This window comes from Helicobacter suis HS1, assembly GCF_026000295.1.
GTDB lineage: Bacteria > Campylobacterota > Campylobacteria > Campylobacterales > Helicobacteraceae > Helicobacter > Helicobacter suis.
In genome coordinates, this window is record NZ_AP026769.1 from 1,427,099 (window position 1) to 1,440,704 (window position 13,606).

At 39.4% G+C, this 13,606-nt stretch carries 15 protein-coding genes and 1 pseudogene; 7 read left to right on the forward strand and 9 right to left on the reverse strand.

Features of this window, described 5'->3' with window-relative positions; all coding sequences use genetic code 11:
- The first annotated feature begins 152 nt into the window (after nt 1-152).
- The 4 genes from OO773_RS07870 (at nt 153) to OO773_RS07885 (ending at nt 3,618) form a co-directional block, all read left to right on the forward strand.
- Nucleotides 153-749, forward strand: a complete 597-nt coding sequence (locus OO773_RS07870) for a peroxiredoxin (protein WP_040499200.1) — start codon at nt 153-155, stop codon at nt 747-749.
- A 128-nt stretch (nt 750-877) separates the two neighbouring features.
- On the forward strand, nt 878-1,447 hold the full coding sequence (gene gmhA / locus OO773_RS07875) for a D-sedoheptulose 7-phosphate isomerase (protein ID WP_040499199.1): 570 nt from the start codon (nt 878-880) through the stop codon (nt 1,445-1,447).
- The gene (locus tag OO773_RS07880) at nt 1,440-2,255 is read left to right on the forward strand and encodes a sulfatase-like hydrolase/transferase (RefSeq protein WP_050780198.1); all 816 of its coding nucleotides are present in this window, start codon (nt 1,440-1,442) and stop codon (nt 2,253-2,255) included. Before gmhA ends, OO773_RS07880 begins: the two co-directional genes overlap by 8 nt.
- 4 nt (nt 2,256-2,259) lie before the next feature.
- The gene (locus OO773_RS07885; protein ID WP_264828523.1) at nt 2,260-3,618 is read left to right on the forward strand and encodes a sulfatase-like hydrolase/transferase; all 1,359 of its coding nucleotides are present in this window, start codon (nt 2,260-2,262) and stop codon (nt 3,616-3,618) included.
- 83 nt (nt 3,619-3,701) lie between these two features.
- On the opposite strand, the gene OO773_RS07890 is transcribed toward OO773_RS07885, so the two are convergent.
- On the reverse strand, nt 3,702-4,292 hold the full coding sequence (locus OO773_RS07890; protein WP_141556981.1) for a DUF6492 family protein: 591 nt from the start codon (nt 4,290-4,292) through the stop codon (nt 3,702-3,704).
- 89 nt (nt 4,293-4,381) lie between these two features.
- On the opposite strand from OO773_RS07890, the gene OO773_RS07895 reads away from it, so the two are divergent.
- Entirely contained in the window at nt 4,382-5,317 is a 936-nt protein-coding gene (locus tag OO773_RS07895) for an alpha/beta hydrolase (RefSeq protein ID WP_264828524.1), read from the forward strand.
- A 117-nt stretch (nt 5,318-5,434) separates the two neighbouring features.
- The gene (locus OO773_RS07900) at nt 5,435-5,938 is read left to right on the forward strand and encodes an NAD(P)H-dependent oxidoreductase (RefSeq protein WP_040499198.1); all 504 of its coding nucleotides are present in this window, start codon (nt 5,435-5,437) and stop codon (nt 5,936-5,938) included.
- Here the strand turns inward: OO773_RS07900 and OO773_RS07905 are convergent.
- The 7 genes and pseudogenes from OO773_RS07905 to amiF all read right to left on the reverse strand — a co-directional run.
- A complete protein-coding gene (locus OO773_RS07905; protein WP_264828525.1) occupies nt 5,935-6,156 on the reverse strand; it encodes a hypothetical protein in 222 nt (73 codons plus the stop codon). The two genes, OO773_RS07900 and OO773_RS07905, sit on opposite strands and share 4 nt — an antisense overlap.
- 48 nt (nt 6,157-6,204) lie before the next feature.
- Entirely contained in the window at nt 6,205-7,110 is a 906-nt protein-coding gene (locus tag OO773_RS07910) for a glycosyltransferase family protein (protein WP_264828526.1), read from the reverse strand.
- A gap of 2 nt (nt 7,111-7,112) precedes the next feature.
- Nucleotides 7,113-8,315 carry a hypothetical protein gene (locus OO773_RS07915; protein ID WP_006564461.1) on the reverse strand — a complete coding sequence of 401 codons (1,203 nt, stop codon included), beginning with the start codon at nt 8,313-8,315 and terminating at the stop codon, nt 7,113-7,115.
- Between the two features lie 20 nt (nt 8,316-8,335).
- Complete coding sequence (locus OO773_RS07920) at nt 8,336-9,226, reverse strand: DMT family transporter (RefSeq protein ID WP_006564460.1); 891 nt, start codon at nt 9,224-9,226, stop codon at nt 8,336-8,338.
- Nucleotides 9,227-9,262: 36 nt separating this feature from the next.
- The gene (locus tag OO773_RS07925) at nt 9,263-10,402 is read right to left on the reverse strand and encodes a glycosyltransferase family protein (protein WP_231102798.1); all 1,140 of its coding nucleotides are present in this window, start codon (nt 10,400-10,402) and stop codon (nt 9,263-9,265) included.
- 199 nt (nt 10,403-10,601) lie between these two features.
- On the reverse strand, nt 10,602-11,219 hold the full coding sequence (locus OO773_RS07930) for a hypothetical protein (protein WP_264828527.1): 618 nt from the start codon (nt 11,217-11,219) through the stop codon (nt 10,602-10,604).
- Nucleotides 11,212-11,465 (reverse strand): annotated as a pseudogene (gene amiF, locus OO773_RS07935) (formamidase); the annotation flags it as partial. The gene OO773_RS07930 and the pseudogene amiF, both read right to left, overlap by 8 nt.
- Nucleotides 11,466-11,673: 208 nt before the next feature.
- Here amiF and OO773_RS07940 point away from each other — a divergent pair.
- Nucleotides 11,674-12,501 (forward strand): hypothetical protein, encoded by an 828-nt coding sequence (locus OO773_RS07940; protein ID WP_264828528.1) that lies wholly within the window; start codon nt 11,674-11,676, stop codon nt 12,499-12,501.
- 15 nt (nt 12,502-12,516) lie between these two features.
- On the opposite strand, the gene OO773_RS07945 is transcribed toward OO773_RS07940, so the two are convergent.
- Nucleotides 12,517-13,521 (reverse strand): formamidase, encoded by a 1,005-nt coding sequence (locus OO773_RS07945; protein WP_006564459.1) that lies wholly within the window; start codon nt 13,519-13,521, stop codon nt 12,517-12,519.
- Between the last annotated feature and the right edge of the window lie 85 nt (nt 13,522-13,606).

The window sequence follows — 13,606 nt, forward strand, 5'->3', positions numbered from 1 at the left end:
CCTTGATAGTACCGGGGTGCTTTCTTTTCAAAGATTGTCCTTAAATGGGAAATAGCAGGGATTATACTTGATCCTTGATTATTTAGATAGATTAGTCTATAATCCGCCTTTCGGTTTTACCGAAAATCCAATCATATTTGAAGGAGTTTTTGATGTTAGTAACCAAGTTAGCCCCTGATTTTAAGGCCAGTGCGATTTTACCTAATAACCAAGTAGATGAGCATTTTGAGCTTTCTAGAAATTTAGGCCAAAATGGCGCTGTGCTTTTCTTTTGGCCTAAAGATTTTACCTTTGTTTGCCCTTCTGAGATCATCGCCTTTGATCACCGCGTGAAAGAATTTCATAAACGCGGTTTTAATGTCATTGGGGTTTCTACAGATACCGAAGTGGTACACTTTGCTTGGAAAAACACCCCTGTAGAAAAGGGCGGGATTGGACAGATTTCTTTCCCTATGGTAGCAGATGTTACTAAAGACATTGCTAGGAGCTATGATGTTTTATTTAACAATGCTATCGCACTGAGGGGATCTTTTCTAATTGATAAACACCAAAGAATACGCCATGCAGTGATTAATGATTTCCCACTAGGCCGTAATGTAGATGAAATGCTACGCATGGTTGATGCGCTAATTTTCTTTGAAGAACATGGCGAAGTTTGTCCTGCAGGCTGGCATAAAGGCGATGCTGGCATGAAAGCCACCCATGAAGGCGTGGCTGAATATCTCAAAGAACACGCTAATAAACTCTAATTAGTTGTTCAAGGCTGTGGGGTAATGCTCCCCTTAGCCTGTGCTACCCTTGATTTTTGTTAGTAAAAGTCCCCCTTTATCTATCAAAACTTAAGCAAAACACGCTGATAAAAATTTTGGAGGTATCCATGCAAAATTTTATTGAAAAAGAATTTTTAACCCATATCCAAGTGGCTCAAGAAACTTTAAAAACCCTAGTTCAAGAGATAGAAAAAGTTGCACTCTTTTTAATAGAGACGCTTAAGCAAGGGCATCAAATTTTAATTTGTGGCAATGGCGGGAGTGCAGCAGATGCGCAACATTTTGCAGCCGAGCTCACCGGACGCTATAAAAAAGAGCGCGGTGGGTTAGCTGCCATTGCTCTAAGTACGGATACTTCCGCACTCACAGCTATTGCTAACGATTATGGTTATCATTTTGTCTTTGCGCGCCAAGTGGAGGCTTTGGGCAAAAAAGGGGATTGTTTGGTGGGTATTTCTACGAGTGGTAATTCTGAAAATGTGCTTTTAGCGCTTAAAAAGGCCAAAGAATTAGGACTTAACACCTTAGGCATTAGCGGGCATCAGGGAGGTAAGATGCGCGCTCTATGTGATTTTAATCTCATCGTGCCTAGCACAGATACCCCTAGAATCCAAGAAATGCATATTTTGATGATTCATTTGCTTTGCGATCAAATAGAAAAGGCGTTTTGTGAATAGACTTGTTTTAGATAGCCGCTTTTTTCTGATGTGGCTAGTGCCTATTGTGGCTAGCTTTTTTTCGGTAGAGCGGAGTATTCATGATTACAGGTATATACTCCGGATTGGCTTTTACGACCTTTTGCTTTTTTACCTGTTTTATTCTCTGCTAGGTCTTATCAAATACCCGGGTTTAGTCAAGTTTTTGAAAAATACGATGCTAATTCTAAGTTTAAGCCTGGCTTTTATAGATTTTTTTGTCTCTTATTATTTTTACATGGATTTTACACCCTCTTTAGTGGGCACTATGCTAACCACTAATGCAAGGGAGAGTTATGAGTTTTTAACTAGTATGGTATTTCCCCATGCCGGGCTTATTTTAGGCTATGTGGTGTTCTGTGTAGCTTTTTTATATGCGGTGCGTTTTAAACTAACTTTGAGTTACAAAGCTAATGCATATACATTGGGGGTTCTTATTGCCATGTTCTCTTTGCATTTTGCTAGGATTGTCCACTTCAGAGGAGGAATACATGGAGCATTAACACACATACCACCAGTTCCACTCATCAAAGAAATCTCTGCTATTTATGCGTGTTTGCACGACTACGCTAGTTACGCTAGTGCTGTAATAAAATATAAGGGCTTCAAACCCTATACTAAGGATTATTTAAGTACGGACAAAGACAGCGTGCCCAATGTGGTTTTGATCATTGGTGAAAGTGCGTCTAAAAATTTCATGGGTGTTTATGGCTACAGCGTGCCCGACACACCCTTTTTAAGTAGTTTACAAGAGAGAGAGAGAGAGATCGCAAAATTTATTTATCTTTAGCGATGTGATTTCTGCTTTTGCACACACTTATGCTGTTTTTAAGACTCTTTTAAATTATGCTGATGTGGAGAACCGCTCTATTGCTTGGTATGAACAAAAGAGTTTGGGCGATATTTTTAATGCAGCTGGCTACAAAACTTTTTGGATTGATAATCAGGGTCTTCACACTTGGCTTACTTCCGGAAAAAGGTTTGTGATCGGAGATATCTATGATGTTTTATCGCATCGTTTTACTAAGCGCTATTATGCATTAGCCCCTACCGATCAATGGGTTGTTGACACCTTTATAGAGAAGGTTCAACCAGACCTGAGCACAAAAAATTTTGTTTTATTCCATCTAATAGGCAATCATGGCGATTACAACACCCGCTTCCCCAAAAATTTTACCAAATTCACTCCTGCACAAATCCCCTATGCCAACTTGCACACCAACAGCGATCACGATAGGCAAATTGTAGCAGATTATGCTAACTCACTTTATTATACCGATTATATTTTGAGTGAGATTTTCAAACTTTTCAAAGGTAAAGACGCCCTGATTGTCTATCTATCCGATCACGCCCAAGATATTTTTGAAAGTGGCTCTACTTATGGGCATAAATGCTCTACTTATGGTGTAGAGATCCCTTTTATAATCTATGTTACCGATGTCTTTAGGCAAAAACACCCAGAAAAGCTAAAACTAATCGCTCAGGCGATAAATAAACCCTTTATGAGCGATGATCTAATCCACTCACTTTTGCCCTTAGTGGGTATTCACACTAAAGATAATTTAGAGAGTAAAAACCTTTTTAGTCCCGCCTTTGATACCAATAGAAAAAGGGTCTATTGTGACTTTGCCTTTGGGGATAAAAATAGCGGGGAAGTCAACCCTTCTATGCAAGCTCTTAAAAAAGGTTATGCTGTGATCTCGGTTAACTACCGCCTCTCTAAAGAAGCCCCCTTTCCCGCCCCTATTTTTGATCTCAAAGCAGCCGTGCGCTTTATTAAAGCCCATGCATCAGCCTACCACCTCAACCCTCATATGATCATCGCTTGGGGCTATTCTGCTGGGGGTAATTTAGCCGCCATGCTTGGCACCACAGCAGGTCATCCTGAGCTTGAGGATTTAAGTTTAGGCAATGTAAGGGAAAATAGCCATATAAGCGCGGTGATAGATTTTTATGGCCCCATTGATTTTAAAACCATGTATACACAAAAACAAGAAGCGCATATGCATTTGCGTAATCCAGATACTTCCCCTGAATCGCGCTATCTAGGCCAACCCCTTAGTAAAATCAAAAATTTTGTAGACTTCTCCAGCCCACAAAGTTATGTCTGCAAAAAAAGCGTATCCCTTTTTTATCATGCACGGACTTTCTGATCCTCTTGTACCTCCTAAGCAAGTTACCATAGGTTTCATACTCACTAAACCCACTACATGATAAATCTTTATCGGCTATGCCTTCAAGAATAAGACGCCACCAAAGCGATCTCTCTCTCTCTCTCTCTGAACAGATTATCAAGTAATTTTAAAACCAAAGACTTTTCAAACAAAAAATGCTCTGCAATAAAGGAAAAATTCACCTGTTTATGCAAACCCCATAATTTATCCATCGTGTCAAAATAAGGCTGGTGGTGTTCTGTGGTTGTGTCTATTAAAGTTTTGCCATTTTCTACAAAAGTTGTAATTTTAGACAGAGGCACACAATCAGCGTCCCAAACAAGATATTTAGAGCCCACTTTATCCGTCTGTGCTATGGCAAACTTTAAAAACTGCTGGAAATACCAACCACTCCGGTTAACATTAGCACCTCTGGATTCTAAGTAGTCATGCACACTTCTTAAAGTCAAACCTTGATCAATTTGATCTTCATCCAAAACTTCTAAACCCGCCCCAACAATCTTAGAAAAATTTTCCCTCCGTGTAAGAATAAGAATTTTCTTACAGGGGAGATTTTTTAAGATAAAGGGTAGGGTTATGTTGACAAAAAGAGAAACAATATCTGTTTTAACAGGAATAACAATATCCACCCTCTCTACACTTTGTTCTTGCATCATCTAAAACCTTTCTTAAAAGGGCTATTTTACCAGTTAACTTTTTTTGTTAGAATACCCACTTTCTCAAACTAAATTAAAGGAATTTTATGCGCATATTTAAAACTCTTTTATGGGCTATAACACTTACATTTCCCCTTTTAGCTCTAGATAACCCGCCTCCTCCCTTAATAGGCAAAAAGCACCCCATTAATCTTGAGGGTGTGGGGCATAAATATTTAAATATTGCCTATGCCAACCAATCAAGCGCCCAAAAGCTAGATATTTATTTGCCCAAACAAGGCAAAGCCCCCTACCCGGTGATTTTAGCCATTCATGGGGGCGGCTTTGCCTTTGGGGATAAAAATAGCGGGGAAGTCAACCCTTCTATGCAAGCTCTTAAAAAAGGTTATGCTGTGATCTCGGTTAACTACCGCCTCTCTAAAGAAGCCCCCTTTCCCGCCCCTATTTTTGATCTCAAAGCAGCCGTGCGCTTTATTAAAGCCCATGCATCAGCCTACCACCTCAACCCTCATATGATCATCGCTTGGGGCTATTCTGCTGGGGGTAATTTAGCCGCCATGCTTGGCACCACAGCAGGTCATCCTGAGCTTGAGGATTTAAGTTTAGGCAATGTAAGGGAAAATAGCCATATAAGCGCGGTGATAGATTTTTATGGCCCCATTGATTTTAAAACCATGTATACACAAAAACAAGAAGCGCATATGCATTTGCGTAATCCAGATACTTCCCCTGAATCGCGCTATCTAGGCCAACCCCTTAGTAAAATCAAAAATTTTGTAGACTTCTCCAGCCCACAAAGTTATGTCTGCAAAAAAAGCGTACCCTTTTTTATCATGCACGGACTTTCTGATCCTCTTGTACCTCCTAAGCAAAGCGCTATTTTTGCTAAAGTCTTAGAAAAAGCTATTGGGACTAATCAGGTGCGCTATGTGGCTCTAAAAGGAGCAGGGCATGGTGGAGAGGCCTATCCTCAGCCTGAAAATTTAAATTTAGTATGTGTTTGCGGTGTAAATTTTGTATGAGGGTTTTTAGTTTTTGGAGCATTTCTAGGCGGTTTGGCGTCCATAAAAGGGGGGTAAAATTTCTTTGTTCCACCCAAGTTTTTAAGCTCGCCTTGTTACATCATTAGAAAGGAAAACATGAAAACCTTAGTTGTTCTAGCCCATCCAGATTTAACCGCTTCTCGTGTCAATAAAGCTTTGAAAAATGCCATTGAAAACGAAGTTGTTTTGAGTGATCTTTATGCTAAATACAAAGACTTTAAGTTTAATATCCCAGCCGAACAAGAGCTTTTGGTACAAAGTAATAAAATTGTCTTCCAATTCCCTATCTTTTGGTATTCCTATCCACCCTTGCTTAAAAAATATTTTGATGATGTCTTTGCCTATGGCTTTGCTTGTGGTTCTTCTGGGCAGGCTCTAAAGGGTAAAGAACTTGCTCTTTGTGTGAGTTTGGGGGGTAAAGAAGAAGCCTATAGCGCGCTGGGCTTTGGCTTAGAAGAACTGCTTAGCCCCTTTAAAGCCACTAGTAAATTTGTCGGGGCTAAGTATGGGGGGCATTTTGCTGTTTTTGGGGCCACACAAGGTCTAAGCGATACAGAACTGGCCAAAAAATGCCATGAATATAAAGGTTTTGTTGCTTAAAGTTTGTCTTGTACAACCCGCTTAAGCAGGGGTAACTGGGCTTGCATGCACAGTAGCTTAGCTGCTTGGGCGGCTTTGATTTTAGCTTGCATGATTTGATCTAAATCTAGCGTATATAAGATTTTTAAAAGGGATTGAATCGTAAAATCCGCTCCCACTCTTCCGTAAAGTGCATATTCTATTAAAGTTTTGAAACAGGGCGAGTATAAGATGAGCATGGTAAAGAGTGTGTTTAAAAAAAGCCCTGTGGCATGCCTGAGACAGATTTAAAGGTTAAGAGATTTATTAGGGAGGGTTAATAACCCAATATCATAGTCTTGTGTTGAGGGAATGATAGATTCTAAGGGGAGGGGTTGTTTAAAATCTATGGGCAAACCTTGAGATTGAAGGGCTTTTAAACGGCTTTTAAAGTCTTGTAAAAAGGTGGGGTGTTTACTTAAGCCTATGATTGTTAAATGATAAGGCAAGGGTAAATCTTTAAGCCCTTTAGCTAATTCTAATAGATTATCAGAATGGCGCTCTGGGGCTAAAAGACCGTGGTAGATCAAGCGGATACATTTAGGGTTTATAGGACTTGCAGAGAGATTAGCATAAAAGGGAGTAGAGTAGATTGTGTAGTTATTTTCTAGTTTAAAATTTGGATAAGTTGTGGCATAAAGTTTAGCAATGGAGGCATTCACACTCATAGTTTTATGCGCCTTAGATAGATAGTGGCTGCAGATATAGGCAAAAAGGGGGGCTGTGAAATGATGGTGATTAATTAGGGCGGGGTAAAACTCCCGTAAATCTACAATAAGAGGGGCGGTATTTTGTATCTGTTCTAAAATAGCCGGCAATAAGGCTAAATCCTCCACAAAGAGCGCTTTAATTTGAATGTGTTTGCGGTGTAAATTTTGTATGAGGGTTTTTAGTTTTTGGAGCATTTCTAGGCGGTTTGGCGTCCATAAAAGGGGGGTAAAATTTCTTTGTTCCACCCAAGTTTTTAATTGTTCTTGCTTGGCTAGGCTACGGCTAGCTGAATTTAGCAAAGGAGCAAAGGGGATAAAATGAGCGCTAAGATCACAAGGAGGCGGAGAGAGGATAAAAAATTGTGCTTTTGGATAAAGATGCATGAGGGCTAGAGCTAAGCGTCTAGGTCTAGGGCTGTGAGATAAACTACTCTCAGAGACCATGATTAAGGCATTAATGGTTTTTTCCTTAAAATGGCATAACTAGCCGCTACCTTATTCTTATAATAAATTTTAATTGTTGCATGTTTACTTTGTTCAATGAGGAATAAATCGCCTCCAGAATTAATCCCATAAAATCTTAACCGTAGGGCAATTTTTGGGGAGGTGGTGTTGATAGTTTCAATCCCTCTTTCATGAAGGGCTAGGGCTAATTCCTTAGCCACATAGTGCGTGCTCACAAATTTATTATACCCTCCCCATAAAAACATGCTTTCTAATACCAATGTCCCAAAAACCAAACTATAACGGATATAGTAATGGCTGCGGAAAATAGGCAGATGTAAGCGGATACTGCTAAGGGCTTTTTGTAATAAAACAGGCATGCCAAGAGGCCCATAGCTTAAAAATTCTGGGCTTAATTCTTGGCGCAAGGAGAGTAATAAAGGCAATAAAAACCCCACAGCCCCCACCACACCAATTAAACTATCTTGTTTATATTCCTTAATTGCTTGGGCATAAAGTGCATAGGGGTAATAGATACACAAACAGGGCGAGTATAAGATGAGCATGGTAAAGAGTGTGTTTAAAAAAAAGCCCTGTGGCATGCCTGAGACAGATTTAAAGGCGTATAAATTGATCCATAAGGCTAGAAATAAGATCAACATGTGTGTCATTTGCTTATGTTTAAAGGCGTATAAAAAAAACCCAGTTAGTAAAACCACATAACTTGCATCTAAAAAGGCAACTAAAAGGCTTAAAACATAAAAAAGCCATGTTCTATAAGCTAGTAAGGATAAAAGTGAAAGTGTAATAAGTAAACTTGCCTTACCTAGTAAGATCGCCCCTAATTGAACTCCGGGTAATAAGGCAAAGGTGAGAGCGACAAAGAGGGGATCGTAGGGTTTTTGAGGTTTCTCCTTAAGGCTTAATAGATAAATTAAAATGATGTTAAGCGCGTGGAAAAATAGACCCGGTAAGCGCAAGGCTAAATCTTTGGGCAAGAAATAGGCTAACCTAACAAAGGCATGCAAAGCGCGTAATAAACAGCGATCTAATAAAAATTCAGGGGTGCTAAAATAAAGCAGCGCCTCTCTATAACTCACTGAAATTTCTAGACTTTTATAAACCCCCATAGCAAGACTAGCAGCCACCACAAGGATTAAATAAACAAAGTAAAGAGGTTTGTTAGAACTACTTGGAAGACTCAATTTCTAGCCTATCAACTAAACTATTTTTGATTCTTAATAGCAATTAAAACCCCCGAACACACAATAAGCCCCATGCCAATTCCTACCCATAAGCTTGGCCATGGATCTCCAAGCAAAATACCAAAGAGGGTACTCCAAAGAAGACGGCTATAAACCATAGGTGAGATAAGCCCGATAGGAGCAATCATGTAGGCTCTGGTTAAAAAATATTGCCCAAATACCCCGCTTAAACCAATACCAGCCAAGCGCCACAAATCCCAATGCCAAATATCCCCACTAAAGCGCATAGGGTGATAACCTGTAGCAAAGGGTGGCAGATGGATAAAAAAGCCTAAAAAACCCAAGAGACACATACATGAGGCAACCGCAAAGACAATTAAAGAGCCGTCATAATATTCTTTTAAGCGGTGCAAACTTGAGTAAGCAACCGCCACAATCAAGCCATTAAGTACACCCGGGAAAATCTGCTTCCATGTGAGGCCACTTGTGTGGGGGTTTGAGATAAGAATCACCCCAAACATTCCTAATAAGCCTGCTAAAAATACCCGAAATCCCACTGGTTCTTTAAATAGAAAAAAGGCAATTGCAATAGAAAAGATAGGCGAACTTTGGTTAAAGGCAGTGGCATTTGCTAAGGACATAGTGTAAATGTTATAGGAAAATAAGGACATGCCAAGTGCCCCCAAAGACATGCGCCATATTAAAAGCAAAGCAGCGCCCTTTTTGCGGGGCTTAAAACTAAAGGGTTTGAAACAATAAAAGATCATCAAAAAAATAAGCATGAAGAAAGCGCGGTAAAAGATATTTTCAGAGGGGGAGAAATAGCCGCTTGCTATTTTCATTAAAGCTCCCATAATTCCTAAAGCCAGTCCACTTAATAGCATATACAACAAACCTAGTTTGACATTCATGATAAACTCCTAAAGGGCATATACTAACACGGATTGTTAAAGGCTTTGGAGGATTTTTAATAACAGTTCTTGATTTTGTTTAGCGCATAGCTCTTTAGCGGCTTGGTTAGTGTTTTGCTTATAAAGTGTGATGTCTTCTAAGCGCAATTGGTGCAAGGCTATGGCTAAATCTTGCGGGCTACTTGTTTGGCTAACCACCCCGATTTCATAGCGCTTGATAATGGCTTGCATTTCAAAATTGGGTACAACACAAAGAGCCAAACGGCTTTGGATATATTCAAAAAACTTATTGGGCATGGCGTATTTGATGTTGAGATTATGTGGCGGGCTAAAATAAAGTCCAATATCAAAGGCATTGCTAAAGGGAATGATTTGTTTAAACTCCACAGGCGGGATAATCCGGATTTGTTCCATGTTGAGGGTTTGTTTAAGCTGTTTTAAGCGCGCAGGAGTACCCACTAACATTAAAGTTAGAGAAAAACGCGTATCGCCTAAAGTTTGTGTGAGATATTCCATCATGGGTTTAAGGATTTCAAAACTACGATTCAAACTAGCGCCCCCGTGGTAGAGGATTTGGATTTTATGAGGGTTAGTAGGTGTAGGGGTAAGGGCGTGGTAAAAGGGCATGGAGTAAAACACACTGCTTTGTATTCCCTTTTTAGCATAAAGCGCTTGCACACCTTTAGAGACGCTTAAAATATGGTTGCATCTTGGCATGTAGGTCTCAACTAAACGGGTAAAAAAACCTTTAAAAAGATAGCGCCAGCGGATATTACTGCTATCTTGATCGGGATAGTATTCCCGCGCATCTAAGATCACCTTAGCCTGTTTTTTATAAGCTAACACGATGGGCAAAAGCACCAAATCAAAGCAAAAGATGAAATCAAAATTTGTTTCATTTAAAACCTCTATAATTTTTAAGCGGTTGATGGTGTAGATGAGGGCGTGATCGTTTTTTAGCAACACATCTAAATACAGCTTACATTCTTGCACAAAATTGCGTTTAGGATAGGGTGGGTAGGTGAAAATTTGTGTGCCATTTTTAGATTCTAAGGGGGTTTTACTAATCCCCATGAGGCTTAAATGGTGTTGTCCTTCTAAAAGTTTATAGATACGATAAGGGCGCGGGCTAGTTAATGGATTGGCTGCCACAAGTAAAAGGGTTTTTGGTTTCAAAATATGTGCTTTTATAAGGCATTATACAAAAAAATAAGAGGGGGGATAGGTTTTTAGGTGTTAGCAAAGGTGGGGTAAAAGCTATATTGGAGCTTAAAAAGGTTTTTAAAATATTTTACAAAAACCCAACCATAGCCAAAAATGAGTAAAAAACACAGGTGAGTAGTATTAAAGTTAAATATTTGTTTGAACTTTAAGGCTAATGAACCTCTGGTAATGCTCGTGGATGACAAGAAAAAGCTCTACAAACTAAGTACTTCCCGGCTTTGTTAGGTTTATAATCTATTCCAAGTAACCCTTGTTTATAGGCTTGAAAGGCATTTTCCTCTAGACTCCATCTTTTTTCAGACGGGCTAATGTCTCTGATTAGTTTTGTTTTTCCTCCAGAGCTTATAAAATCCCAAGTGTGCCCAAAAATCTGTACCTTGCCTTTATAAGAACAATCAATATCATCAAAGCTTAAGCCATATTGATCGGCTTCTGGATCGCTTGGATATTCCTTAGAATTTAAGAAATACTTTTCCATGTCCTTTGTATTTTTTGGGTGGGGGAAACAAACTCCCTTTGCTATTTTTCCTGAGTGAGTTACACAGCGATCATGTTTGGCATCATATTGCAAATCATGGGTTTTGCATATTTTTCTGAGATCTTCTACCCTCTGTAAAGAGAGCACATGTACTTTTCCTGTGGCTTTTTTGAGCCGTTTTAAGGGTTTATAAAAATAAGATTTGAGAAAAGAATCAAGCGTTGCTTGTTCAGGAGATTCATATAACTCATACATGTCTTCATTCCAGTTCCAGTAGTGATTAACGGGCATTATCTGCCATTTTAGGATAAATTTCCCCGGTTACAATTTCCCATGGATTTCTATGGCCTTGAACTAGAGTTGTATACCATCAAAGTTACAGATTTGTCCTTCACCAAAGTAGTAAAAGACATTATCATAACCGGCCAAATTCACACTCACGGTGTACATCAGGTTATGCCATGCATTAGAGCGGTTGGTTAAAATCCATTGATCGTTAACTTGTGTGCTATAGCCTGAGATGCGGATATACACATTAGATTCTAGTTTTAATACATTTGCGGCTTTGGCTAAGTGGACTAAGCAACTTTTAGAATAATCGGGGAATAAAGGGCCTTCTGTTTCTTTTAAATGTGGTTATTTTAGTGTAGTTGGAAATACGCAGTTTGGCGATTCATACTACACTTTCCTAGTTCTCTTTGCAGAGGCCTACCAACATAAGAAGAAAAAAGACGAAGGGTTTTGTTTGGGGGTTATAGAGAAAAAAGAGAAGGAAAGCGCGCTTTATAAAGGTTTTTGCTTAGAGGGCTTTAGCCAAATAGATCTTCATAATACCAATAATCCTAAACATATTAACCTTGTCCTTTATAAAAACAAACACCCAACACTTCTTTTTGCACAAAAACCCCAAAAACCTGATACAAAAAAACCTCTTGTAAATTATCTCACCTTCCAGTTTTTCAAAGATCGTTTTTATTTAACCCACTTCTCAGACAACACAAACATTTTTTTTAACCATATAGGCCATGAGTTTCCCATGTATGCGGTTAATAACGCGCTTCTAAATGATCTCTCATCTAAACAAACAAATATTCAGTACAGCAGAACAGACACCTATACAACAAAGATCACACTTGATGGTACGCTCTACACGCTTATTAACCAGACTACAAGTAATCAATCTCAAAAGAAACTCTCCAGTTGTCTAGAAATTAAAAGGGGGAATACAACGCTGCGGGGGAAATTTTGTTTAGATGGCTTGGGTAAGGTAAATTTTGTTTATAAGAAAAATTACATCACCCTAGAATTTTCAGGTCCTCTAGGCCATGAGATTAACCGCAAAGCCTACCTCACCTTTAAAGTGGTACGCGGGATTTTTTATTTGCACCAATACAGCGAGCAAAATTTTAAGGTAAATAAAGATGGCTCTATAAAAATCTTAAGAACGCAGATTATCTATCGCCAAAACAGAGACGATCCACAAAATAAAAACCCTATAACCCTTGATACTCTTAATAGCAACTACCAACGCCAACTACTTAACCAATGTATCAAGCGGGGCTATTGTATGTAGCCCCAAATGTACTTATTACTTGCCAAACCTTCCGCCAGTGGTAGGATAACCATAAATTGAGCCGTCTTTAATTTTCATGTGATCTTCCCAAGGCAATTTATATTTACCTGCGGCTAAATCTTTGATATAGGTTAAACCAGCATCGCTCTCACCGCCCGGTTTAGCCACATATCCACGGTGGCCTAAATTGTAAATATTATTTTCCAAGCCCCAGCTCAAACGGGCATTATCTGCCATTTTAGGATAAATTTCCCCGGTTACAATTTCCCATGGATTTCTATGGCCTTGAACTAGAGTTGTACCATCAAAGTTACAGATTTGTCCTTCACCAAAGTAGTAAAAGACATTATCATAACCGGCCAAATTCACACTCACGGTGTACATCAGGTTATGCCATGCATTAGAGCGGTTGGTTAAAATCCATTGATCGTTAACTTGTGTGCTATAGCCTGAGATGCGGATATACACATTACAACCCTTATAAGCCGCCTCACGCGCTAATTCTGGAATCATGCCATCATGGCAAATACACACAGCTAACTTAGATCCGCCCGGACCCTCACATACGGGCATACCTAAATCCCCCGGATACCAAGGCTCAATAGGATTCCAAGGAAAGAGTTTGCGGTATTTTAAAATGATTTCGCCCTTAGGGTTAATAATAATAGCGGTGTTATAGGGGTTTTTGTTAGGATCGGGGTTGCGCTCCATAATAGAAAATACGCCAAAAACACCTGCTTCTTTACAAGCTTTAGCATACATGTCTGTTTCTTTTCCCGGTACATCTAAAATAAATTCCTCACTGATCCATTTAGCGGTGTTTAAACCTTGTGTGCTGTATTCAGGGAAAATAATGAGTTCTACACCCGGATAACCCGCTTTAGTGGCATGCAAGGTTCTAATAATGCTTTCAATGTTCTTATCAATATCTGCCCGGCCATTAACCACAGGAACGGGAAACTGAATTGCTGCGACTAAAAACCCTTCAATGGGTTTGCCCATACTGCCAATACTGCCCATGAAAACTCCTTAAAATAAGATAAGTGGCCTAGCCACAAAAGCATACTAGGGCAGCAGTTCTAATTGAGGGTAAATAAAAAAGGGG